The sequence below is a fragment of the Bradyrhizobium sp. BWA-3-5 genome (assembly GCF_032917985.1).
In the GTDB taxonomy this organism is placed as follows: domain Bacteria; phylum Pseudomonadota; class Alphaproteobacteria; order Rhizobiales; family Xanthobacteraceae; genus Bradyrhizobium.
In genome coordinates this window covers 7,713,633-7,737,324 of the sequence record NZ_CP136626.1, presented here as the reverse complement: position 1 = coordinate 7,737,324, position 23,692 = coordinate 7,713,633, and the positions used below count along the sequence as shown (strand labels likewise).

Sequence of the window (23,692 nt, the reverse complement as noted above, 5' to 3'; positions counted from 1 at the left end):
CAACAAGCACGACGGTGGATTGCGTCGCTACGCTCGCAATGACCGAGGAGACTTTAGTTCCTGTCGTCCGGCAGCACCGGCAGCGGACTTACCTCCACGCCTTCGTCGATCAGCGCGCGTGCTTCTTCTGCGGAAGCCTCGCCGTAGATCGGGCGATGCTCGATATCGCCGTAATGCATCTTGCGCGCCTCGTTGGGGAAGCGCTCGCCGACATTGTCGGCGTTCTTGACGATGTGATCGCGGAGCTCCTTCAACTTGGCGCGCAGTTCGCGCTCCTGCGCCATCAGCAGCGGCGTCGATTCCGATCCGGTCGCTTCGGCAGCAGCCGGCGCCGGCGCGGGCGCGGCCTGCTCGCGGCCCTTCCTCGTCACGATCTGCGGCGCCATGATCGCGCGCTCGACCTTGACCGAGCCGCAGGACGGGCAGCTCACCAGCTTGCGCTTTTCCTGGGACTCATACGCCGCGGAGCTTTGAAACCAGCTTTCGAAAGCGTGGCCCTTCTCGCAGCGAAGGTTGTAGCGGATCATGCCGAGCCCCGGACGAGATGCAGGTGCTCGGGGCCGGCCTTGGGATCGGCGATGCCAAAACGGCGTCCGTGCTGCAGCGACGGCACGCTCTCGCGGGCGGCCTCGACCTTAGACGTATCGACCTCGGCGAGGAACACGCCGGGCTCGACGCCGCCCTCGGCGAGAATTTCGCCCCAGGGCGCGACGATCAGCGAGTGCCCATAGGTCTCGCGCTTGTTCTCATGCATGCCGGCCTGCGCCGCCGCGAACACGAAGCAGCCATTCTCGATGGCGCGGGCGCGCAGCAGCGTATGCCAGTGCGCCTCGCCAGTCTTTTTCGTGAAGGCCGAGGGCACAGTGAGGAACGAGGCGCCGGCTTCGGCCAGCGCGCGGTAAAGCGCGGGAAAGCGCACGTCGTAGCAGATCGTCAGCCCGATCCGGCCCCACGGCAGATCCGATATGACAGCGGTCTCGCCCGGCTGGTAGTTGGCCGACTCGCGATAGCTCTCGCCGCCCGGCAGGTCGATATCGAACATGTGGATCTTGTCGTAGCTGGCGAGCAGATTGCCGTCGGGCCCGATCAGGAACGAGCGATTGACGGCGCGCTCCGGCGAGAAGCGCAGTGCCAGCGAACCGATATGGAGGTGGATCTTCAGTTCCGCGGCGAGCGCGCGATAGGCCTTCAGCGAAAGATCGTCTTCCTCCGACGCAAGATGCTCGAACAGCGCCTTTCGGTTCAGCTGCATCATGTTGCTCACTTCGGGCGTGAGCACATAGTCGGCGCCTTGCGCGACCGCCTCGCGAATCAGGCTGATGCCCTGCTCGAGGCTCGGCTCGGGCAAGAGGCCGGTGCGCATCTGCACCATGGCAGCGGTGAAGGTCGAGCCAGCGCTCATGAGGATGCCTTTTCTCCCGCCAACAGGCCATCGAGCTTGCCCGCGCGGTCCAGCGCATAAAGCTCGTCACAGCCGCCGACATGGGTTGTGCCGATGAAGATCTGGGGAAAGGTCGAGCCGTGGCCGGCGCGGTCGTACATCTCGTCGCGGTAGGCCGGGTTGGTCGCGACGTTGAATTCGGTGAACGCGGCATTCTTGCGCGTCAGCAACGATTTGGCGGCGGTGCAATAGCCGCAGCCCGGGCGGGTATAGATTTCAACGGCAGCAGTCATGGAACGCTCTGATCAGCCAAGTCTTTTTGTCAGGTCTTAGAATTACAAGTCGTTGAATTATATGGGAGCTCGGTGGCTGTCCACAACCCGCGCGAATACCAGCACGTCGACCTGCGCAGCCTTGGCGCGGAGCAGGGCGCGGGCGCAGGCATCCGCTGTGGCGCCAGAGGTCAGGACATCGTCGATCAGGATGACACGGCGGCCGGCGATGTCGGCGCTGCGCTCGGGCGCGACCTTGAATGCACCTTGAACATTGGCGGCGCGCTGCGGCCGGGACAGACCGATCTGCTGCTCGGTGGGTCGGATGCGGCGAAGTGCCTCGGCGGCCAATTTCACACCGCTTTGCCGCGAAATCACCCGCGCCAACGCGCCTGACTGGTTGTAGCGGCGGCTCCAGCCGCGCCGCCAGTGCAGCGGAACCGGCACCAGCACGTCGGCCTCGTCGAGCAATTCCTTGCCGGCGCGGGCCATCCATCGGCCCATCGCGGGCGCCAGATCAGTGCGGTCCTGATACTTCAGCGAATGCACCAGGGTACGGGCGACGTTGTCATAGCGCACGGCGGCGCGGGCGCGCTGGTAAGCCGGTGGGCTCGCGATCGCCTCCATCGACAGCAATTCCGGGCCGGGATCATAGACGAAGGGAATGCCGAGCCGCGGGCAAAAAGGCGGTTCGATGAATGATAGTTTCGACCAGCATGCCGCGCAGACGCCGTCGCCATCGACCGGCTCGCGGCAGGAGACGCACTGCGTCGGCAGCGCGATGTCGAGGGCGAGCCGCGGCAAATGCGTGAGCACGTCGCGGCAGGCGCCGAGCGCGCCGCGGAGGTGACTAGAGAAGGAGCGTGATGGTGATGCCTCGCCGTCCATATGGCGAGGCTAGCGCCGCGCTGCCTGCGGCTCAAGCATGGCATTGCCACCAATACGCAGCCGGCGTACCAACCCGCATGGCTTCGAACCCGACCAGCGCGCCCATCCTGTTCGACCGCGCACTGCTGCGCAGGCGGCTCGACCGCGCGCGGCGGGGTGGGCCGGTGACATTCCTGCTCGATCGCGTCAGGGAGGATTTTGAAGACCGCTTCCAGGCGGTGACACGGAAGTTTGCCGACGTTGCCGATATCTGGACACCGGGCGAGTTGCTGCAAGAAACATTGGCCGATCGCTTTCAGTCGATTGCGCGCATCGATGTCGATCCATCGGAAGTCTTGCCACTGCAGCCGGAATCGCTTGATCTCGCCGTCTCGGCGCTCGCCTTTCAGTTCGTCAATGATCTGCCGGGCGTGCTGGCGCAGATCCGCCGCGCGCTGAAGCCAGACGGGCTGCTGCTGGCGGCGATGGTCGGCGGCGATAGTTTGACCGAGCTCCGGCAATCCTTTGCCGCGGCAGAGGCTGAATGCGAGGGCGGGGTGTCGCCGCGCGTCGCGCCATTTGCGGATTTGCGCGATATCGGCGCGCTTTTGCAGCGGGCCGGCTTGGCGCTGCCTGTCACCGACGTCGATCGCGTCGTGGTGCGCTACGACAGCGCATTTGCGCTGATGGCGGATCTCCGGCGGATGGGGGCAAGCAATATTCTGGTCGAGCGGCGGCGCACGCCGACCCGCCGCGCCACCATGCTTCGGATGGCGCAGATTTACGGCGAGCGTTTTGCCGACGCGGACGGCCGCATCCGCGCGACGTTCGATCTCGTCTGGCTATCCGGCTGGGCACCGCATGAGAGCCAGCAGAAGCCGCTCAAGCCCGGCTCGGCGAAGGCGAGTCTGGAAGCGGCGGTGAAGAAGGCGAAGCGCGATTGACGTGCAGGAAGGGCCCCATTTCTACTGTGCATGGGGTTGTTTTCGATATTTTGTGTGCTGGGCCTGCGCCGCGAGGCGTCGGTCTCCGATTTACATCAACAGATCAATCAGATGCGGGATCAGCGGAATGTCCGCTGGCGGCATCGGGTAGTCGCGCAGTCGGTTGGCGCGGACCCAGGCCAGTTGCTGGCCCTCGCGCGGCGTCACCAGGCCTTCCCAGCGCCGGCAGATGTAGAGCGGCATCAAGAGATGGAAGCTGTCATAGGCGTAGCTTGCGAAGGTCAGCGGCGCCAGGCACGGCTCGCTGACGTCGATGCCGATCTCCTCATGCAACTCGCGGATCAGCGTCTGCTCGGGCCGTTCGCCGGGCTCGACCTTGCCACCGGGGAATTCCCAGAGGCCGGCGAGCGCCTTGCCCTCGGGCCGCTGCGCGATCAGCACGCGCTTGTCGACGTCGACGAGGGCGCAGGCAACCACGAGGGTGAGCTTGATGTCGGCCATGCTCGCTATCTCGTTTACGACCGGTAGTCGCCGTTGATCGCGACATATTCCTTGGTGAGGTCGCAGGTCAGCACGCGGTCGCGGCCCTTGCCGAGACCAAGGGCGACCTTGATCTGGATCTTCGGGCTCTTCATCACCTCGGAGACCTCAGCCTCGTTGTAGGACGGATCGCGCGCACCGCTTTTGGCGACGCGGATGCCGTTGAACGAGATCGAGAGCTTGTCGCGGTTGGCGGGCTCGCCGGCCTTGCCGACCGCCATCACCACGCGGCCCCAGTTGGCATCCTCACCCGCAATCGCCGTCTTCACCAGCGGCGAATTGGCGATCGACATCGCGATCTTGCGCGCCGAGGGCTTGGTGGTGGCGCCTTCGACGACCACCTCGACCAGCTTGCGCGCGCCTTCGCCGTCGCGGGCTACCTGTTCGGCGAGGTTGGCGAGCACGCCATGGAAGGCTTTGGCAAACGCCTTTAGGCGCGGGTCGCTGGCCCGGCTGATCTTTGGCGCGCCATTGGCCGCGGCGGCGCCGGTCGCAAACGCCAGCAGCGTATCCGACGTCGAGGTGTCGCTGTCGATCGTCACGGCGTTGAACGTGTCGTCGACGCCGCTCTTGAGCAGCGCCTGCAGCACGGCGGACGACAGCGGCGCGTCGGTGAATACAAAGGCCAGCATGGTCGCCATGTCGGGCATGATCATGCCGGCGCCCTTGGCCAAGCCGTTGATGGTCACCTTGGTCTTGCCAAGTTTTACGGTCGCGGTCGCGACCTTCGGGAAGGTGTCGGTGGTCATGATCGCTTTCGCCGCGCCCATCCAGTCATCAGGCGCGGCGGCTTCCGCCAGCGTCGCCAGTACGCCGTCGAACTTGGTGGCATCAAGCGGCTCGCCGATTACGCCGGTTGAGGCGAGGAACACGTCGGATGTCGAGCAGCCAACCGCCTTTGCCGCGATCTGCGCCGTCAGCGCCGTCGACTGCTTGCCGGTCTTGCCGGTGAAGGCGTTGGCATTGCCGGAGTTCACCACCAGCGCGCGCGCCTGCCCGCGGCCGAGCTTGGCGCGGCACCATTCCACCGGGGCCGATGGGCATTTCGACTTGGTGAACACGCCGGCGACCGTGGTGCCCTTGTCCATGGTGGCGAGCAGCACGTCGGTACGCCCCTTGTAGCGGATGCCGGCGGCGGCGGTCGCGAGCTTCACGCCTGCAATCGCGGGCATTTCGGGAACATCGGTCGGGGCGAGGGGAGAAACATTGATGGACATGCGGGCACCTTCTTCGACCAGATCAATCCAGGCCGGGCCTGCCGGCTTCAAGCGTCGTCCGGCGCCTTGAACCGGCGACCCGGACATGAAACGGCCGGGCGCTTCGGCCCGGCCATGACGATGCTAGATACTATCGGTCTCGAAGAAGTGACAGCGATTTTTTACTTCTTCGCTGGCGGTGCCATCTTGGAATCGGCGGGCTTGGGCGCGTCGGTCTTGGTGTCGTTCTTGGCGGCTTCCGCCGGCTTGTCCATGCGCTCGACCTTGGCGGCCTCGCGCAGCTTGGCGACGTATTCGGCCTGCGCCTTGCGCGTCACATAGGTCTCGATCTGGGCCCTGACCTGATCGAAGTCGGGGGCCTTGCGGGCGCGCTTTTCCTCGACCTTGATGATGTGCCAGCCGAACTGCGATTTGACGGGGTCGGAGATCTTGCCCGGCTCCAGCGTGAAGGCGACGGCGGAGAATTCCGGCACCATCTGTTCCTTGGTGAAGAAACCGAGATCGCCGCCATCGGAGGCGCCGGGGTCCTTCGACTTCTTCTTTGCCAGCTCGGCGAAGTCGCCGCCCTTCTTCAATTCTTCGGCGATCGCCTTGGCCTCGTCCTCGGTTTCGACCAGGATGTGGCGGGCATGGACTTCCGTTTCGCCGGTGATCTGCTTGGCGGCCTCCTCATAGACCTTCTTCATGGCCTCGTCGGTGGTCGCGGCCTTGCCCTCGCTGGCGAGCAGGCTGTCCATCAAAAGGCGGCTGCGGGTGAACGCCAGGCGCTTCTTGAAGTCCTCGGAATTCTCGATCTTCTTGTCCTCGGCAGCTTTGGCGACGATCTTCAGGTCGATCAGGAACGCCAGCACATTGTCCTTCTTGGTCGCCGGGTCCATTTGCGCGAGGCTGGGGCCAAGTTCCTCTTCCGCGAGCGCGACGTCGCTCTGGCGGATCTCGACACCGTTAACCTTGGCGAGAACGGGATTGTCCTGGGCGCGAGCCGGCAGGCCGGCGGCCAGAACCGCGGCCAGGCAGGCCGTCACGGCCAGGGAGGTCACGCCGAAACGCAGGCCGGTTTTCGTTTCCGGGAACGAGGTGGTCATGGAAAATCCTTGTCTTGAAGAGGGGGCGGCAAAGGCGGCGGGACACTCGCCCAATCAAGCGGCCTTGGCAACGCGAAAGTCTGGCAAAATGATGAATTCCCTGACAGATGGACGCACGTTGACAAGCCCCCCACCCAGCCATATTTGTGCCGGAACCTACGGCGGCGACAGCGCTTATTTTGCTGCGTTTTTTGCCGTTGAACCTTGGATTGCTTAATTCCCACTCATTAGCGGATGAGGCCCCGGAACGGGGGTATTTGCCGCGATGCGTCACGGTGAGTTGATAGGCAACTTGGTGGACCACGTCACGGCTTGCAACGCAAGTAACGGCAAAGGCAGGAATTGGCATGATCGGCGCGCTCGCCCGCAAGTTTTTCGGCTCCGCCAACGACCGGCGGGTGAAGGGATATCAATCCCGCGTCAACGCCATCAACGCGCTTGAGCCCGAGGTCTCGAAACTGTCGGACGAGGCGCTGAAGGCGCGCACCGCCGAATTCCGCCAGCAGCTCGCCGAGGGCAAGACGCTCGACGACATCCTGGTGCCGGCGTTCGCCACCGTGCGCGAGGCCGCCAAGCGCACCCTCGGCCAGCGGCATTTCGATGTCCAGCTGATCGGCGGCATGGTGCTGCACGAGGGCGACATCGCCGAGATGAAGACCGGCGAAGGCAAGACGCTGGTGGCGACGCTCGCGGTCTATCTCAACGCGCTCGCCGGCCGCGGCGTTCATGTCGTCACCGTCAACGACTACCTCGCCCGCCGCGACTCCGGCTGGATGGGCCAGATCTACTCGTTCCTCGGGATGACCACCGGCGTGATCGTGCACGGCCTCGACGACGCCGAGCGCAAGGCCGCCTACGCCTGCGACATCACCTACGGCACCAACAATGAATACGGCTTCGACTATCTGCGCGACAACATGAAGTACCGCCTGGAGGACATGGTCCAGCGCGGGCACTATTACGCGATCGTCGACGAAGTCGACTCGATCCTGATCGACGAAGCGCGCACGCCGCTGATCATCTCCGGTCCGCTCGACGACCGTTCGGATTTCTACAACACCATCGATACCTTCATGCCGCAGCTGCAGAAGGTCGTCGACTTCGAGGTCGACGAGAAGCAGCGCACGGTGACGCTGACCGAAGGCGGCATGGAGAAGATCGAGACGCTGCTGCGCGATGCCGGCCAGCTCAAGGGCGAATCGCTCTACGACGTCGAGAACGTCTCGGTCGTGCACCACGTCAACCAGGCGCTGCGCGCGCACTCGCTGTTCACCCGCGACAAGGACTACATCGTCCGCGAAGGCGAAGTCGTCATCATCGACGAGTTCACCGGACGCATGATGCCGGGAAGGCGCTATTCGGAGGGCCTGCACCAGGCGCTGGAAGCCAAGGAGCACGTCCAGGTCCAGCCGGAAAACCAGACGCTGGCCTCGATCACGTTCCAAAACTATTTCCGCATGTACGAAAAGCTGTCCGGCATGACCGGTACGGCCGCGACCGAAGCCGACGAACTGTTCGACATCTACAAGCTCGAAGTCGTGGAAATCCCGACCAACGTGCCGGTCGCGCGTCTCGACGAGGACGACGAGGTCTACCGCACCCAGGGCGAAAAATACGCCGCGATCCTGGCCGAGATCGAGCGCGCCAATGCGCGGCTGCAGCCGGTGCTGGTCGGCACGGCCTCGATCGAGAAGTCGGAAGTGCTGGCCGAGTACCTGAAGAAGCACGGCTACAAGCAGATCGATTTCGGCAGCGAAGCCGGCATGGAGAAGCTCTATGCCGCCGCCCGCGCCGGCAAGCCGGCAAAACTGTTTGCGGTGCTGAACGCGCGCTTCCACGAGCAGGAAGCCTATATCGTTGCCGAAGCCGGCGTCCCCGGCGCGATCACGATCGCGACCAACATGGCGGGCCGCGGTACCGACATCAAGCTCGGCGGCTCGCTCGAAATGCGGATCCAGCAGGAGACCGCCGGCATCACCGACGAGGCCGAGAAGGCGAAAAAGATCGAGCAGATCAAGGCCGACATCGAGCGCTTCCGCGAGATCGTGCTGAAGGCCGAGGAAGTGGTCGAGCTCGAGCCCGCCAAGGGTTCGAAGCCGGCCAAGACCGTGACCAAGCCCGGCGGGCTCTACATCATGGGCTCGGAGCGGCACGAATCCCGCCGCATCGACAACCAGCTTCGCGGCCGTTCCGGCCGTCAAGGCGACCCGGGCCGCTCAAAATTCTTCCTGTCGCTGGAAGACGATCTGATGCGGATCTTCGGCTCCGACCGGCTCGACAGCATGCTGCAGCGGCTTGGCCTGAAAGAGGGCGAGGCCATCATCCATCCCTGGATCAACAAGGCCCTGGAGAAGGCGCAGCAGAAGGTCGAGGCCCGCAACTTCGACATCCGCAAGAACCTGCTCAAGTTCGACAACGTCCAGAACGACCAGCGCAAGGCGATCTTCGACCAGCGCGTCGACCTGATGAAGGACGACAGCGTCGCCGAGACCGTGACCGACATGCGCCACGCCTTCATCGACGATGTCGTCGCCAAGCATATCCCCGAGCATGCCTATGCCGAGCAGTGGGATACCGCGGGGCTGAAGGACGAATTGAAGCGCGTGCTCGACGTCGATCTTCCGGTCGATGAATGGGCCAAGGAAGAGGGCATCGCCGACGAGGAACTGCTTTCGCGCATCGAGAAGCATGTCGACGAGCGCATGGCGGCCAAGGTCGCGCAATGGGGCCCCGACGTGATGCGCTACGTCGAGAAGACCATTCTGCTGCAGACGCTGGACCATCTCTGGCGCGAGCACCTGATCATGCTCGACCATCTGCGCCAGGTGATTGGCCTGCGTGGCTATGGCCAGCGCGATCCCTTGCAGGAATACAAGCTGGAAGCCTTTAACCTGTTCGAGACCATGGGCTCGCATCTGCGCGAAGCGGTCACCGCGCAGTTGATCCGCGTCGAGATCGTGCCGCCGGAAGAGCCGCAGCCGGTGCTGCCGGCAATGGAGGCGCACAAGTTCGATCCGAATACCGGCGAGGACGAGATGGCCTTTGCCAGCGCCTCGCTGGTGCCCCAGGTCGCCGCCGCCGATCGCGATCCGAAAAACCCCGCCAGCTGGGGCAAGGTCGGCCGCAACGAGGACTGCCCCTGCGGCAGTGGCAAGAAGTACAAGCATTGCCACGGCAAGTATGGTTAAGCCTCAGGCATTTTCGCGGCGCTGCCGGCCCTCCTGCTTCGTCTGACGGCTGAAGCCGCTCTTGAAGGGGCGGAAATGCCGCGCTGGCCCCCCGATATCCGGGCTGGGTGCTAACTGCGAATGCCCGCAGGCCGCGTATCAACGAGTTATTAGGAAGTTGTGTCCATTTTCCTAGTCACGCGTTGGGCGAATGGGTCTAGGAGCACCGATAAGGTCCCCTTCTAGGCTCGGTAAGAGGGCGGCGTCTTGCAATCCATATCCAAGGTCCACAGTCGCTATTATCTGGCGATCTTCGTGCTGGCGTCTGCCACGCTTTCCTACCAGATACTGATCACACGCTTCTTCAGCGTGATGCTCTATTACCATTTCGCGTTCGCCGCCATATCGCTTGCCATGCTCGGGCTGACCCGCGGAGCGATGGAGGTCTACGGCAAGCCCGAACGTTACGCGCCCGAACGGGTTGGCGTCGAATTCGCGCGGCACGCATCTTGGTTCGCGCTCAGTAGCGTTGGCGCAATGGTCCTCCTTCTGTGTACGCCGCTCATTGTGTCTGCGGACTCCGCGGCGATCCTGGTGCTGGCAATCCTTGCCTTCGTGTGGCCCTTCACTGAAGGCGGCATTTGCATAACGCTCTTGCTGACCCGCTTGCCGTATAGCGGCGGATGGCTCTACGCAGCCGATCTTCTGGGAGCCGCAGTTGGATGCCTCGGCGTGATCTTCCTGCTGCTGGTTATCGATCCTGTGAGCGCCACGTTATGGATCGCAGCCCTCTCTGCTGGCGTAGGCTGGATTGTCGTGTGGAACAGCGATGAGGTCCGTAGCCTTCGCTTGAGCGGTGCTGTCGCACTGACGTTGGCCATTGCTGCCACCGTGCATACTGGCCTTGACCTGACCGGCAAAAGCCACCTCGGTGTGTTCTGGGCCAAGGGTGAGGAGCAGGCCGGCACGCTGTTCGAGCGCTGGAATACCTATTCGCGGGTACGGGTGCGGGAGTGGGCAGGGAAAGCCCCGTTCGGATGGGGATTGGTCCGCCAGTCTGATGCCCGGGTTGACCAGCATTATATCGACATCGATGCCGATGCAGGCACGGTCATCACCAGGTTCGATGGCGACGTTGGCAAGCTCAGCTACCTGAAAGATGACGTCATCAATGCCGCCTACCTCGTACAGCCGGTCGCCGACGTCGCGGTCGTCGGCGTTGGCGGCGGCCGTGACATCCTTTCTGGTCTGGTCTTCGGCGCCAAGCAAATACGCGGCATCGAGATCAATCCGGCGATCTTTGAGGTGCTTACCGAAAAATTCGCCGATTTCGCTGGCCATCTTGAGCGCCAGCCCGGCGTTTCCTTGGTCAATGCCGAGGCGCGAAGCTATATCAACCATTCGTCCGAGCGGTACGATCTGGTCCAGATTTCACTGATCGACACCTGGGCGGCGACGGCGGCAGGCGGTCTAACGCTCACGGAAAACCGGCTCTATACCGTGGAGGCGTGGGAAGATTTTTATCGCGCGCTGAAGCCCGGCGGGCTGCTGTCGGTCTCGCGCTGGTACGACGGGGACAAGCACCGCGGCGAATTCTATCGGCTGGTCGCGATCGCTGCTAGCGCCTTGCAGCGCAATGGCGTGTCGGCCACCGAACTCCGCCATCATGTTGTCGCGCTGAACGTCGGTAACATCGTGACCGTCATTACGCGGCCCGACGCTTTCACCGATTTGCAATGGCAGGAGGCGCGCGACAGGATCCAAGCGCAAGGATTTAAAATACTCCTCGGGCCGGATGTCACGTTTGATGCCGTTACCTCGACGCTATTGTCAGACAAGGCGGACTCGGCATTCTTCGATTCGTTGCCGGAAAATCTCGCTCCATCGACGGATGACAAACCCTTCTTCTTCTTCACTTCACGCCTCGGCGATCTGATGAGCGTGAATCCATGGGGCGGAATAAACAAGAACAATATTGCCGTCAGCATGACAGGCTTGCTCATCATCGCCGCGCTGCTTGCCTGCGGATACTACGTCGTCCTGCCCTTCCTCGGTCTTGCGAGGCGGATGCCGTTGTCGACGCTGACGCCGCCGATGGCTTATTTCAGCGCGATCGGAATGGGCTTCATGCTGATCGAGATATCGCAAATGCAGCGCCTGATGGTTTTCCTCGGCCATCCCGTCTACGGGCTGAGTGTGGTGCTTTTTGTGATTCTTCTTTTCAGCGGTATCGGCAGTGCCACAGTCGGCGCTGATACTCCTGGGCCGCGCGCCATCGTCTGGAGGGTTACGGTCCTCCTGATCACGATCCTGGCCGCTGGGCTGCTGACGCCGCTGGTCACCACCTGGACGCGCTCGCAACCAACCGATATGCGCATTCTGGCATCCGTCCTGTTGCTGGCGCCCCCGGCGTTCTGCATGGGGATGATGTTTCCGCTCGGCTTCAGTGTCTGGCGCCGTCATGAAGCGCTGCTGCCGTTCTTTTGGAGCACCAACGGGATTACGTCGATGCTGGCGTCGGTATTGGGTATGGCCCTATCGTTCCAGTTCGGGATCGCCAAAACCTATGCGCTCGGCGTGTGCTTCTACGTGGTCTGCGCCATCGTGATCGTCGCCGGCCGCCGGTTGAACCCGATTGGCATACCCGCCGCGAAGGGCGAGGTCAGGACCGGCCTTCTAACGCAGGAGAAGGCTGCGTCATGATCTTGGGGGCAGATCGGTGGCAGGTCACAACGCCTGCCACCCGTGTCTTAAATGACCTCATTCGACAGCCGCAACCAACCTAGCTGAGCTATCATCAAATCACTTAGCCGCCCGGCGGCGTGTACGCGCCTTTGAGCTGCACCGCCTTTTGCCGGACCTGCGTTATTTCATCCGCCGTCCACAGGCGGGTGAGGGTTACATTGTGGACGGCGCCGCTCGCAATCACGACGCCCGACATCGCCGATGCTGCGTTGGGATCGGGCACATCGAAGATCACGAGAACGCCGGGCCCGTTGGCGGCCGTGCTGTACATCGAAATCAACTTGCCGCCGGCGGCTTCGACCATCTTCTTGGCCGCCTCAAAGCGATTGGTCTTGGGATTTTCCAGAATGGCATTGAGAGATTTTGGCGTGTATTGTGCGGTCATACAAAAATGCATGATGTCCTCCTGTTGGGGGCGCGTTTGATCGATGAGGCGTTCGCCTCTCGTCCGGCTCAAATAAAAAACGAGCCGGCCCAAAACCGGGAATGAAGGACTGCGGCCCTGCCGTGGGCATGACGCCGCTGATACTCTGGCGGGTCTTCGGCACATCCCGCCGGCGGCCTGACGTTACGCTATCTCAACTTCATGCTACGCGGTAGTGTGATCAAATTGCGCTGCGATCCGCGGAAGCGATTGTTCTGACGGCTGAAATGGAATCGGCGGCATTCCGGTACGGCGCTTCAAAATCGAAATGTCGGATTCCAGACGCTTGCGCGAGGATTGCCGGATTGGATGAACGTCCGGAGTGCGATGCGCGCCGGACTACTTCACCGCCCCGAAGCGGCTGTCGAACGAATTGCTCGATACGATCGGCGCCGAGCCCGAGACCTGCGCATTCTTGGCAGCCGGGGCCGGCGCATCCGACACCGACGTCTTCAACTGCGGGCGGCTTGCGGCATGCTTGGCTTCCGGCTTCGGCGCAGCGGCCTTGGACGCTTCGGGACGTGGCGGCTGCTTGGCCTCGGTCGCCTTCGGCTTGGCCGGCGGCGTGCTGGCGGTGGCATCGGCCGAGCCGCCGATGCCGACCTTGCGGGCGAGGCTGGAGAAGAAGCCCTCATCCTGCGCTGCCGGCGCCGCATTGGCGACCCGGGTCGGGGCAGGTGCGGCAGCCGGCGCGGCGGCCAGCTTGGGCTGTTCCGGCGCACCCGCCAGCAGATTCTCTGAAGGCGTACGGCTTTCGGCAGGCACCTTCGGCGGATTGACGTGGGAGGGAATCGTGCCCGGGGCGCGCGCCAGCGAAAAACTCTGCAGGCTTTGCGCGTCGCCACCTTCGGAGAGACCGGTATTGCCCTCGGGCACGCGCGCCGCAAACACCCGGTGCATACCGCCGTCGATGCCAGTGTTGGTTCGCGCCACCGGCGTACCCTTGGCGATCAGCCGCGCGGTCTCGGCGAGGTCGGTCGCCTGTTTTTCGCGAACGGCGTCGGCGACTTCGTCTGCAATCGTATAGTCCGGGCATTTGGCCGAAGCGTCGAACACCGGGTCACGCGTAGCGCCCGGCTTCTTGATCGCATCGAACACGTATTTCTTTTCGCAGAAATCGACCTTCGGCTCCTGCTTCGTCACCTCGAAATGATCATTGCCTTCCTTGATCATTTTCCAGAACGGCATGTTCGGATTGTTGCGGTGCCTCGCCATGTTGGCGGGCGTCATCCGGAACGGATAGGCCTGCAGCTGGAACGATTTCTGGCCGCCGAAGAAAGATTCGCGCCCGAGCGAATAGATTTCCGCGATCTGCTCGTCGGTCATCGCGTAGCAGCCGCGCGAGGAGCAGTCGCCATGCACCATCAGCTGCGAGCCGGTGCGGCCGAGCGCCTTGTCGAAGGCGTTCGGATAGCCGGTGTTGAAGGAGAGGTAATAGGCCGACTGCGGATTCATCTGCGCCGGCGAGATCGAATAGAAGCCCTCCGGTGCCTGGCGGTCGCCCTCCTTGACCTTGGGGCCGAGGTCACCCGACCAGCGGCAGATCGGATAGGTCTTCAGCAAGGCGAAGCGGCCGGAGCGATCCTGTTTCCAGATTTCGAGCTCGGCTTCCTGCTTGAACAGCCGGACGAGGATCGGCGACTGCAGGTCCATGTCCTTCGCCGTCATGTCGGCGACCAGTTTCGGCGGTACCGGCTGGTTGGCCTTGGCGTTGTTGGCCAGCGATATGTCGTCGCCGTTGCAGCCGGCCATCAAGGCGCCCGCGCCCGCAAGGGCAACCGACGTGAGAAGCGCGCGAAGCAGCGAGCGGTTAATCAAAGGCTAAGCTCCACACCCACCGGGCATTTTCGCACCCCAAGTACAGCGAACATGCCCTGAAGCCATTGTTTAAAATATTAGCCATTGCCCCCCTGCGCCGCAACCCGAACAACACCGTCCAGCGGCTGCGGTTAGCAGGGATGGTCAACAGAGTTTAAAGACCGCGGGCGGGGCTGAATTAGGGCCAAATTTTGCAGGTGGGCGAAATAAAGGCATTTACGGGTCATTAACGGGTTGAGGCACTTCGCTGCCGCAACGATTCAATCAGCCGAGTTTGCGGCCGATCTCGAGGAATTTCTGCCGACGCTGCTTGCGGATGGCGTCCGCGTCGAGGTTGCGGAAGTCGTTGAACGCCTCGGCGATGGCGTCGCCCGTAGCCGCAATCATGGCGGCGGGGTCGCGATGGGCTCCACCGGAAGGCTCGTTGAGGATTCGATCGATCACGCCGAAGCGCAGCATGTCCTGCGCCGTGATCTTCATATTGGTGGCGACCTCCTGGGCCTTGGTGCCATCGCGCCAGAGAATCGAAGACGCCGCTTCCGGCGAGATCACGCTGTAGATCGCGTGTTCCATCATCAGCACGCGGTTGGCGGTCGTGATGGCGATGGCGCCGCCTGACATGCCCTCGCCGGTGATGATCGCGACATTGGGCACGCCAAGCGACAGGCACGTATCGGTCGAGCGCGCGATCGCTTCCGCCACGCCGCGCTCCTCGGCGCCGATACCGGGATAGGCGCCCGCGGAATCGACCAGCGACAACACGGGAATGCCGAAGCGGTCGGCCATCTCCATCAGCCGCACCGCCTTGCGGTAGCCCTCGGGGCGGGCCATGCCGAAATTGTGCTTGATGCGGCTGTCGGTGGTGGCGCCCTTTTCCTGGCCGATCACGCAGATGGCCTCGCCGCGGAAACGGCCGAAGCCGCCCATCAGCGCCTCGTCGTCGGCAAACTTGCGGTCGCCGGCGAGCGGGGTGAATTCGGTGATCAGCGCGCCGACGAAATCGGTGAAATGCGGGCGCTGCGGATGACGCGCCACCAGCGTCTTCTGCCACGGCGAGAGGTTGGCATAGAGGTCGGCCAGCGCCTGCTGCGCCTTGTCCTCGATCCGCGAGATCTCGTCGCCGATGTCGCTGCCGGTCGCCGCGAGCGCGCGCAATTCATCGACCTTGGCCTCAAGTTCGGCGACGGGTTTTTCGAAGTCGAGATAGCTGCGCATCGGATCCGGCATCGAGACAATATAGGTAACAACGCACTCTCAGGCGAAGCGGTTTTCGATTCGCTCCAGGAAAGCACGCATCTTCAATGATTTAGCGCGCATCTCGGCCCGGACGAGCCGGGTTGTCGAAAGCGCGCCAAACAAGGCCGCGGGGCGGGAGACGGCTGTTTCGGGGGAGACGCCGCGGAAGTCAAGGCGAGTGTTGCGGGCGGGGATATCTTCGTGTCCCGGACGCGGTGCGGCGTGAAGCGCCGCGCCGCAGAGCCGGGACCCATTTCCACCGCCGATGTGGGCCCGGCTCAGCAGCGCATCACTTGCGTGCTGCGCTGCGTCCGGGGCGCGAGGCCTATTTCTCCGCCAACGGGTGCAGGTCGCGCACCAAGCTTTTCAGCCTTTCCTCGACCACGTGGGTGTAGATCTGCGTGGTCGAGATGTCGGTATGGCCGAGCAGCGTCTGCACGATCCGCAGGTCCGCGCCGTTATGCAGCAGGTGGCTGGCGAAGGCGTGGCGCAGCACGTGCGGCGAGACCAGCCGCGGCGCCAGGCCGGAGGCCGCCGCCAATTCTTTCAGGTCGCGGGCAAAATGCTGCCGCGTCAGATGGCCGCTCTCGCCGAACGAGGGAAACAGCCACTTCGAAGGAGCCGCGCCCTTCTTTTTCTCAGGCTTCAGCGCTTCCATCGCGGCGAGATAATCCGCCATCGCCTGCCGCGACGCCTCGTTCAGCGGCACCAGACGCTCCTTGTTGCCCTTGCCGCGCACCATGATCATGCTGATATCGCGCCGCGCCGCCGATAGCGGCAAGGCGACCAGCTCCGAAACGCGCAGGCCGGTTGCGTAGAGCACCTCCAGCAGACAATAGAGCCGCATCGCGCGCAGCCGCTGTTGCGGGGAGGCATTTGGGGCCCCGGTCAGTTCCTTCGCCCGCGTCAGCATACGGTCGACATCTGATATCGACAGCACCTTCGGCAGCCCGCGACCGCGTTTGGGACCGGACAGGATCGCAGCCGGATCGTCGCTGCGGATGCGCTCGTTCAGCAGGAAGCGGAACAGATGCCGCATCGCCGACAGTCGGCGCGCCACGCTGGACGATTTGAAGCCTCTGGTATCAAGGTCGGCAAGATAGTCGCGCAGGACGTCGGTTTCGGCGCCGGCAAAGCCCTGCCCCTTGCCGCCGAGAAAGTCGGACAGATCGGTGAGGTCGCGGCGATAGGCATCGAGCGTGTTGACGCCCGCCCCCTGTTCCGCCGCGAGCATGTCGAGGAACAGGTTGATCAAACTCTCGTCTTTGGCCGTCTTGCTGGAACGCATGCCCTCGACATCCCCGTCGGCGAGAGCGTCTCCCCCGAGTCCGCCTCTCACCAAACAGAACAATAGCGGCTATTTCTTGAGGAACTTGTCAGCGGGGATGGTGACCGTCATTTCCCGGGGTTTTGGGGTGACGAAATTCGCCAGCGCAAAAATGACGCCATAGATCAGCCCGGCGATGATGCCGACGACCGTCAGAAAACGGAACAAACTGGGCATAGGGGGCTCAGGGCGGCGAATTAACCAATGAAATCATCCAACATGTTCCTCCCCCCGTGGCAAGAGTCTCTGGCAACGGCCTCACAGGGGGTAGTATAGCTGTCGCAGCACGGGGCAACCCCCGCCACCTCAAAGGGTTTTTGATGTCCGAGACCGCCGCACCGGCACCAGCGTGCCCGACCCAGGAGGCCGACGTCACGTCGGCGCTGGGAAAGCGCTCGGTCGTGCTGGTCGGCATGATGGGCGCCGGCAAGTCGACGATCGGCCGGCGGCTGGCGGCCCGTCTCGGCCTGCGGTTTCTCGACGCCGACGTCGAGATCGAGGTCGCCCATGCCGGCATGACCATTCCGGAAATCTTTGCGACCCATGGCGAGCCGTATTTCCGCGACGGCGAGGCGCGGGTGATCGCGCGGCTTCTGGATAGCGGTCCGGCCGTGATCGCGACTGGCGGCGGCGCCTTCATGCGTGAGGAGACCCGCAATCGCATCGGCGAAAAGGCGATCTCGCTGTGGCTCAAGGCCGACATCGATGTCATCATGAAGCGGGTCAAGCGCCGCGCCGACCGGCCGCTTTTGCAGACCGAGGATCCGGTCGCGACCGTCAGCCGTCTGCTCGAAGCCCGCGAGCCGGTCTATCGGACCGCCGACCTGACGATTGCCTCGCGCGACGTGCCGCACGACCGCATCGTCGAGGAGTGTCTCGACGCCCTGCGCGGGCGGCTATGCGCAAAAAACCCTTCCGACCAGCCGACAACCGACGGGATCAGCGTTACGCCATGACTGCGCCCCTGAAACATTCCGCCGACATTATGGTCGACGTCGCGCTCGGCGACCGCGCCTATGACATCGTCATCGGCCGCGGCGTGCTGCAGTCGCTGGGCCAGCGGGTGGCCGCGCTGCGCCCCGGCGTGCGGACCGCCATCGTCACTGATCGTACCGTGGCTAACCACTGGCTGGAGCCGGCCGAGCGTTCGCTGGCGGAAGCAGGGATTCCAACCTCGCGCATCGTCGTCGAGGAAGGCGAGATATCGAAGACCTATGCCGGCCTGGAAAAGGTCTCCGAGGCGCTGATCGCGGCGAAGATCGAGCGCAACGATCTGGTGATCGCGCTTGGCGGCGGCGTGGTCGGCGATCTCGCCGGTTTCGCGGCGGCGATCCTGCGCCGCGGCGTCGATTTCGTGCAGGTGCCGACCTCGCTGCTGGCGCAGGTCGATTCCTCGGTCGGCGGCAAGACCGGCATCAACTCGCCGCAGGGCAAGAACCTACTTGGCGCGTTTCATCAGCCGGTGCTCGTCGTCGCCGATACCTCGGTGCTCGACACGCTGTCGCAGCGCCAGTTCCGCGCCGGCTATGCCGAAGTGGCCAAATACGGCCTGCTCGGCGACGAAGCTTTCTTCACCTGGCTGGAAGCCAACCACGCCGACATCTTTGCCGGCGGGGCGGCGCGCGAGCATGCGATCGCAACGTCCTGTCGCGCCAAGGCCGCGATCGTCTCCCGCGACGAGCGCGAGAACGGCGAGCGTGCGCTGCTCAATCTCGGCCACACTTTCGGCCATGCGCTGGAGGCCGCGACCGGCTTTTCCGACCGCCTGTTCCACGGCGAGGGCGTCTCCATCGGCATGGTGCTGGCGGCGGAGTTCTCCGCCAAGCTCGGCATGATCTCCGCGGCCGACGCTGCGCGCGTCGAGCGTCACCTTGCTTCCGCAGGTCTGCCGACCCATCTGCAGGACATCGCGGGCTTCGCCCAGGAAGGCCTGGCCGATGCCGACGCGCTGATGGCGCTGATGGCGCAGGACAAGAAGGTTAAGCGCGGCAAGCTGACCTTCATCCTGCTGCAGGCGATCGGCCGCGCGTTGGTTGCCAACGATGTCGAGCCGGCGCTGGTGCGCGATTTCCTGCAACAGAAGCTGGCGGGATGAGAACGGGATTGTCCGGACCGCAAGCCCGGCGCGGGGCTGAGGCCGTCATGAGGAATGCATGAGCTCGACCGCGTTCAATCTGCTGCTCGCGATCCTTTTGCTCGCCGCCAACGCGTTTTACGTGGCAGCCGAGTTTGCGCTGGTGAAGAGCCGCGGCTTTCGCATCAGGGCGATGGTCGAGCAGGACCGGTTCGGCGCGCGCCTGTTGCAGGACATGATGGGCAACATCGAGGCCTATCTGGCCTGCTGCCAGCTCGGCATCACCATGGCCTCGCTCGGCCTCGGCTGGGTCGGCGAACCCACGGTGTCGGCGCTGCTCGAGCCGCTGCTGATCCCGCTCGGCATGTCCGAACGCACCCTGCACTTCGTGTCGTTTGTCGCGGGCTTTCTGGTATTCTCGTCGCTGCACATCGTGATCGGCGAGCAGGTGCCGAAGACGTTCGCGATCCGCCAGCCAACGCCGGTCTCGCAGTGGATCGCCTATCCGCTATACCTGTCCTATCTGGTGTTTTATCCCCTCAACTGGCTGCTCAATACCGCGTCCCGCGGCATCTTGCGCATGTTCGGCGTCAAGGAATCATCGCAGCACGAAATCCTCACCGACTCCGAGATCGAGGGGCTGGTGGAGGAATCCGCCGTGCACGGCGGCATCGAGAGCGGCGAGGCCGAGTACATCCACAACGTCTTCCGCTTCGGCGATCTCGCGGTGTCAGACGTCATGGTCCACCGCACCGCGATGGTGATGATCAATGCCGATCTGCCGGCCGACGAACTGGTGCGCGAGGTGCTGGCGACCGAGTACACCCGCATTCCGCTGTGGCGCGACAAGCCGGAAAACATCATCGGCGTGCTGCACGCCAAGGATCTCTTGCGCGCGATCCGCGCCAGCGAAGGCGACACCTCGCGCATCAACGTCTCCGCCATCATGCTGCCGCCCTGGTTCGTGCCGGAGATGCGGCCGCTGTCCGAGCAGCTCAAGGCGTTCCGCCGCCGCAAGACCCACTTCGCGCTCGTGGTCGACGAGTACGGCGAGGTCGAGGGCATGGTGACGCTGGAAGACGTGCTCGAAGAGATCGTCGGCGATATCTCCGACGAGCACGACGTCGCGGTGGCCGGCGTCCGCGTCCAGGCCGACGGCTCGGTCGTGGTGGACGGCTCGGTGCCGATCCGCGATCTCAACCGCGCCATGAACTGGCACCTGCCGGACGAGGAGGCGACCACCGTCGCGGGCCTCGTGATTCACGAGGCGCGTTCGATTCCCGAGCGCGGCCAGAACTTCACCTTCCACGGCTGCCGCTTCCGCGTGCTGCGGCGGGAGCGCAACCGCATCACCGCGCTCAAGATCACGCCGCTGCCGCGCGAGGCCGAAGCCGAGGATCCGAAGCCGAAGCGGGCAGGGACGGCGTTCTAGATCTCGGCCTCTGTTGCGAGGACACACTGCACGCTGAATAGTTATTCAATGTCGATGGTGACGCCGGAGAGCTTCCACTGGCCGTCGGAGGGGATGAAGCCGAGCTGATACTTCACCTTCTTCGGCGCGGTGTCGAAGCGGCCTTTGAGGCGCAGCACGCCCTTGTCGTCGATTTTTGCGTCCTCCTCCGGAATGACGGCGCTGGCAACAATGGCGTCGAACACGGCGTGCTTCTCGACGAGGTCCTTGAATACGGTGCGCAGCTTGTCCGGTGGAAACTGGTCGCGGAACGGTTTTGAGATCTTGGCGTGCAGAACCGTGAAATTATCGGAGGCCACGGCGTCGTTGAGCGTCACGAGGATGCTCTTGATCAGCACCTCCTGGACAAACGGGCTCGGCATGTCGAGCGTCTGCGCCCTGACTGGACAGGCCGCGGCCAGCAGCGCGACGGCAGCGGCCCATTTGAAGCGTGCCCAACATCGCATCGGACGACCTCGTCGACCTGCGATGGCAGCGGGGCAACGACCCCGCATTCACACGGAACTGCGTCCATCGCTTGGAGCGATTGTCTCATAGTTGCGAAACCGGTTCTACCGTTCCGGCCGATCTTCACAGGAAGCTCGCGTCAGATGCTCGATCGCTTCGCCAGCAGCCGTTGGGGCGGATGCGCAGCAGCGAAAATGTCGCCAGAGGCCTTCCGCCAGCCTGCTCTTCCCGGAACCCTCGTAGCCTTACCAAAATGACGAGCTTCTGCGACGTCATCATCGGATGCTCACATTCTTGTGGTAGGCTCTGGGAGAATTACCGGCCGGCGGTTTCTCCCGGCGTCTGCGCCTTGATGGCGAGTGCGTGCACGGAGCCCTGAAGTTCCGCGGCGAGCGTTGCATTTACCATGCGGTGGCGTTCGATCCGGCTCTTCCCTTCGAAGGCCGGAGATACGATATACACCCTGAAATGCGTTTCGCCGCCCGGCCTGTGGCCGGCATGGCCTTCATGCAGATGTGATTCGTCCGCGACATCGAGGCTTTCCGGCAGGAAAGCTTCACGCAACTTGTTTATGATAGTGTCCCTGGTGCTCATGATGGCGGCAGATAATTGTCTGTCTGTTTTTCGTCAATGAGGCATCCGAAGCAGAGGTATTCGCAATGTCAAGACTTGAAGCCTTGCGCATTGCGTAGTCAAAGTCAGCCATGCCGATCGATTCATCCAAGTTCTTCGATTCCATTCGCATCAAGCCCAACAAGGTCAGCGCGAAGGCGCAGGCGCGTGCGAATGAAGAATCCGCCATGTGCGAGTGGGCAGGCTGCCAGAGCAAGGGGCCGCACCGCGCGCCCAAGGGCCGGGAGAATTCCCGCGAGTACTGGCACTTCTGTCTCAATCACGTGCGCGAATACAACCAGTCCTACAATTTCTTCCAGGGCATGAATGCCGATGCCGTCGCGCGCTACCAGAAGGATGCGCTAACCGGCCATCGCCCGACCTGGAAGATGGGCGCCAATACCGCCGGCAAGAAGGGCAAGACGCCGAGCGCCGAGGATTTCGACGGCGCCGCCGATCCGTTCAGCATGTTCTCCGAGCTCAACGGCCGTGGCCGCTGGCGTCCCGGTCCGGGTGCGCAGGCCAAGGCCGAGACGCGCAAGGTGATGAACGCCGAGCGCAAGGCGCTGCAGGTGATGGGGCTTTCCGCCGAAGCCACCCTCGATGACGTCAAGGCCAAGTACAAGGCGCTGGTCAAGCAGCATCACCCCGACGCCAATGGCGGCGACCGCTCCACCGAGGATCGCCTGATCGAGATCATCAAGGCGTATAACTATCTGAAGACCGTGGTGCGCGGCGCATAGCCGCTAGCGCAAATCCGGCGTCGTCCCTGCGAACGCAGAGACCCATACGCCGCGGCTTCTCGATTTTATTCCGCTGGTCGACGGCTTTCGCGCAACAATACGCATTTGTGGTTATGGGTCCCTGCGCCAGTGCGCAACTGCGCACAAAGCAGGGACGACAGCGGAGTTTGTTGGCTCCGCTGTTGGAAACATTCTACTTCGGCATCGGCCCGACATACGCCGAGCTCGGCCGGATCAGCCGGCCGCCGCGCTGCTGCTCGCGGGCATGCGCGGTCCAGCCAGCGGCGCGCGCCACCGCGAAGATCGGCGTAAATGCCTGCCGCGGGATTTTCAGCGCGTCGAGCAGGATCGCGGTGAAGAACTCCACATTGGTGTCGAGCGGGCGGTCCGGATTTTTCTTCCGCAAGGCGTCGCGGATATAGGCCTCGACTTCGCCGGCAAACGGCAGGTCGGTGCCGCCACCCGCGAGCCGCTCGATCGCGCCCTTCAGCACATCGGCGCGCGGATCGCGGACGCGATAGACGCGGTGGCCGAATCCCATCAGCCGCTCGCCGCGGGTCAGTGCGCTGTCGACCCATGGCTTGATGCGCTCGGTTGAGCCGATCGCGTCAAGCATTTCAAGCACCGGCTCCGGGGCGCCGCCATGCAGCGGTCCCGTCAGCGCGCAATAGCCGGCGGTGACGGCGGCGAACAGGTCGGCCTGTGTCGAGGCGACCACGCGCGTCGCAAACGTCGACGCGTTCATGCCGTGGTCGCACACCGTAACGAAATAGGCGTCGAGCGCCGCGGCCTCCCGCGCGTCCGGCTTGCGGCCGAGCATCATCGACAGCGTGTCGGCAGCGTGGCTCGCGGTCGGATCGGGCGCGACCGGATCGTTGCCCCTCACCCGCTGCACCAGGGCGCCTGCGATCACGGGAAACGCGCCGACGATCGTGGCCTCATGTGCCAGCCCCGCCTCGGCGCGTAGCCCCGCAATCGCCGCCCGAAAACTGTCGACGATCGATAGTCCCCGCGTGATGCCGAGGAGATCGGGCAGGCGGGCGAAGGCGCGTTCGCGCCCTGCGCCGAGGGCGGCGCGTACCGCGGCTTCGCCGATCGGCTGGCCGGTGCCGCCGCTCCAGAGCCGGGCAGTCACGCCCTCAAACCCGGTCTTGCGGGCGAGGTCGCCGACCCGCTCGCCGGCGATGATCAGCTCTCCACGCTCACCGTCGACATGGCTGAGCACGGTTTCGGCGGCCGGAATGCCGTCGAGCCCGATTGGGGTCTTTGAAATCTGCATGTTCATGAGGGTTCTCCTTTGCGCTCGGGCAAAGGTCGGGCCT

Annotated in this window: 22 protein-coding genes; 7 read left to right on the top strand and 15 right to left on the bottom strand. The window is 63.8% G+C overall.

What is annotated here, in order from left to right:
- Positions 1 to 53: 53 nt before the first annotated feature.
- The 4 genes from RX331_RS37125 to RX331_RS37110 are packed head-to-tail and all read right to left on the bottom strand — an operon-like array spanning position 54 to position 2,541.
- Complete coding sequence (locus RX331_RS37125) at positions 54 to 527, bottom strand: DUF1178 family protein (RefSeq protein WP_317254506.1); 474 nt, start codon at positions 525 to 527, stop codon at positions 54 to 56.
- On the bottom strand, positions 524 to 1,402 hold the full coding sequence (locus tag RX331_RS37120) for a carbon-nitrogen hydrolase family protein (protein ID WP_317254505.1): 879 nt from the start codon (positions 1,400 to 1,402) through the stop codon (positions 524 to 526). Before RX331_RS37120 ends, RX331_RS37125 begins: the two co-directional genes overlap by 4 nt.
- Complete coding sequence (gene grxC, locus RX331_RS37115; protein ID WP_317254504.1) at positions 1,399 to 1,674, bottom strand: glutaredoxin 3; 276 nt, start codon at positions 1,672 to 1,674, stop codon at positions 1,399 to 1,401. Before grxC ends, RX331_RS37120 begins: the two co-directional genes overlap by 4 nt.
- Positions 1,675 to 1,731: 57 nt before the next feature.
- Positions 1,732 to 2,541 (bottom strand): ComF family protein, encoded by an 810-nt coding sequence (locus RX331_RS37110; RefSeq protein WP_317254503.1) that lies wholly within the window; start codon positions 2,539 to 2,541, stop codon positions 1,732 to 1,734.
- Positions 2,542 to 2,618: 77 nt separating this feature from the next.
- On the opposite strand from RX331_RS37110, the gene RX331_RS37105 reads away from it, so the two are divergent.
- On the top strand, positions 2,619 to 3,464 hold the full coding sequence (locus RX331_RS37105; protein ID WP_317254502.1) for a methyltransferase domain-containing protein: 846 nt from the start codon (positions 2,619 to 2,621) through the stop codon (positions 3,462 to 3,464).
- Between the two features lie 90 nt (positions 3,465 to 3,554).
- Here RX331_RS37105 and RX331_RS37100 read toward each other — a convergent pair whose 3' ends face one another.
- The 3 genes from RX331_RS37100 to RX331_RS37090 form a co-directional block, all read right to left on the bottom strand.
- Complete coding sequence (locus RX331_RS37100; RefSeq protein ID WP_317254501.1) at positions 3,555 to 3,965, bottom strand: (deoxy)nucleoside triphosphate pyrophosphohydrolase; 411 nt, start codon at positions 3,963 to 3,965, stop codon at positions 3,555 to 3,557.
- Between the two features lie 14 nt (positions 3,966 to 3,979).
- Positions 3,980 to 5,221 carry a bifunctional glutamate N-acetyltransferase/amino-acid acetyltransferase ArgJ gene (gene argJ / locus RX331_RS37095; protein WP_317254500.1) on the bottom strand — a complete coding sequence of 414 codons (1,242 nt, stop codon included), beginning with the start codon at positions 5,219 to 5,221 and terminating at the stop codon, positions 3,980 to 3,982.
- A 161-nt stretch (positions 5,222 to 5,382) separates the two neighbouring features.
- The gene (locus RX331_RS37090) at positions 5,383 to 6,306 is read right to left on the bottom strand and encodes a peptidylprolyl isomerase (protein WP_317254499.1); all 924 of its coding nucleotides are present in this window, start codon (positions 6,304 to 6,306) and stop codon (positions 5,383 to 5,385) included.
- Positions 6,307 to 6,653: 347 nt separating this feature from the next.
- Here RX331_RS37090 and secA point away from each other — a divergent pair, with 347 nt between their 5' ends.
- The gene (gene secA / locus RX331_RS37085; protein WP_317254498.1) at positions 6,654 to 9,494 is read left to right on the top strand and encodes a preprotein translocase subunit SecA; all 2,841 of its coding nucleotides are present in this window, start codon (positions 6,654 to 6,656) and stop codon (positions 9,492 to 9,494) included.
- A gap of 246 nt (positions 9,495 to 9,740) precedes the next feature.
- The gene (locus RX331_RS37080; protein WP_317254497.1) at positions 9,741 to 12,176 is read left to right on the top strand and encodes a hypothetical protein; all 2,436 of its coding nucleotides are present in this window, start codon (positions 9,741 to 9,743) and stop codon (positions 12,174 to 12,176) included.
- A gap of 103 nt (positions 12,177 to 12,279) precedes the next feature.
- On the opposite strand, the gene RX331_RS37075 is transcribed toward RX331_RS37080, so the two are convergent.
- The 5 genes from RX331_RS37075 to RX331_RS37055 form a co-directional block, all read right to left on the bottom strand.
- Positions 12,280 to 12,615, bottom strand: a complete 336-nt coding sequence (locus tag RX331_RS37075; protein ID WP_317254496.1) for a GYD domain-containing protein — start codon at positions 12,613 to 12,615, stop codon at positions 12,280 to 12,282.
- Between the two features lie 366 nt (positions 12,616 to 12,981).
- The gene (locus RX331_RS37070) at positions 12,982 to 14,460 is read right to left on the bottom strand and encodes a L,D-transpeptidase family protein (protein WP_317254495.1); all 1,479 of its coding nucleotides are present in this window, start codon (positions 14,458 to 14,460) and stop codon (positions 12,982 to 12,984) included.
- A gap of 264 nt (positions 14,461 to 14,724) precedes the next feature.
- Positions 14,725 to 15,687, bottom strand: a complete 963-nt coding sequence (locus RX331_RS37065; RefSeq protein ID WP_317254494.1) for an acetyl-CoA carboxylase carboxyltransferase subunit alpha — start codon at positions 15,685 to 15,687, stop codon at positions 14,725 to 14,727.
- A 334-nt stretch (positions 15,688 to 16,021) separates the two neighbouring features.
- Positions 16,022 to 16,984: a site-specific tyrosine recombinase XerD gene (gene xerD / locus RX331_RS37060; protein ID WP_317254493.1), complete on the bottom strand. Its 963-nt coding sequence runs from the start codon at positions 16,982 to 16,984 to the stop codon at positions 16,022 to 16,024.
- 69 nt (positions 16,985 to 17,053) lie between these two features.
- Positions 17,054 to 17,200, bottom strand: a complete 147-nt coding sequence (locus tag RX331_RS37055) for a histidine kinase (RefSeq protein ID WP_283030920.1) — start codon at positions 17,198 to 17,200, stop codon at positions 17,054 to 17,056.
- A gap of 143 nt (positions 17,201 to 17,343) precedes the next feature.
- Between RX331_RS37055 and RX331_RS37050 the strand changes: the two genes are divergently transcribed.
- From RX331_RS37050 to RX331_RS37040, 3 genes are read left to right on the top strand one after another with little or no spacing between them, the layout of a single operon-like run.
- Positions 17,344 to 17,979: a shikimate kinase gene (locus tag RX331_RS37050; protein WP_317254492.1), complete on the top strand. Its 636-nt coding sequence runs from the start codon at positions 17,344 to 17,346 to the stop codon at positions 17,977 to 17,979.
- Entirely contained in the window at positions 17,976 to 19,118 is a 1,143-nt protein-coding gene (gene aroB, locus RX331_RS37045) for a 3-dehydroquinate synthase (RefSeq protein ID WP_317254491.1), read from the top strand. Before RX331_RS37050 ends, aroB begins: the two co-directional genes overlap by 4 nt.
- A gap of 58 nt (positions 19,119 to 19,176) precedes the next feature.
- Positions 19,177 to 20,529 carry a hemolysin family protein gene (locus RX331_RS37040; RefSeq protein ID WP_317254490.1) on the top strand — a complete coding sequence of 451 codons (1,353 nt, stop codon included), beginning with the start codon at positions 19,177 to 19,179 and terminating at the stop codon, positions 20,527 to 20,529.
- 41 nt (positions 20,530 to 20,570) lie between these two features.
- Here RX331_RS37040 and RX331_RS37035 read toward each other — a convergent pair whose 3' ends face one another.
- Complete coding sequence (locus RX331_RS37035; protein ID WP_317254489.1) at positions 20,571 to 21,014, bottom strand: hypothetical protein; 444 nt, start codon at positions 21,012 to 21,014, stop codon at positions 20,571 to 20,573.
- Positions 21,015 to 21,330: 316 nt separating this feature from the next.
- Positions 21,331 to 21,609: a BolA family protein gene (locus tag RX331_RS37030; protein WP_317254488.1), complete on the bottom strand. Its 279-nt coding sequence runs from the start codon at positions 21,607 to 21,609 to the stop codon at positions 21,331 to 21,333.
- A 110-nt stretch (positions 21,610 to 21,719) separates the two neighbouring features.
- On the opposite strand from RX331_RS37030, the gene RX331_RS37025 reads away from it, so the two are divergent.
- Positions 21,720 to 22,370, top strand: a complete 651-nt coding sequence (locus RX331_RS37025; RefSeq protein ID WP_317254487.1) for a J domain-containing protein — start codon at positions 21,720 to 21,722, stop codon at positions 22,368 to 22,370.
- Between the two features lie 193 nt (positions 22,371 to 22,563).
- On the opposite strand, the gene RX331_RS37020 is transcribed toward RX331_RS37025, so the two are convergent.
- The gene (locus RX331_RS37020; protein ID WP_317254486.1) at positions 22,564 to 23,655 is read right to left on the bottom strand and encodes a citrate synthase/methylcitrate synthase; all 1,092 of its coding nucleotides are present in this window, start codon (positions 23,653 to 23,655) and stop codon (positions 22,564 to 22,566) included.
- Between the last annotated feature and the right edge of the window lie 37 nt (positions 23,656 to 23,692).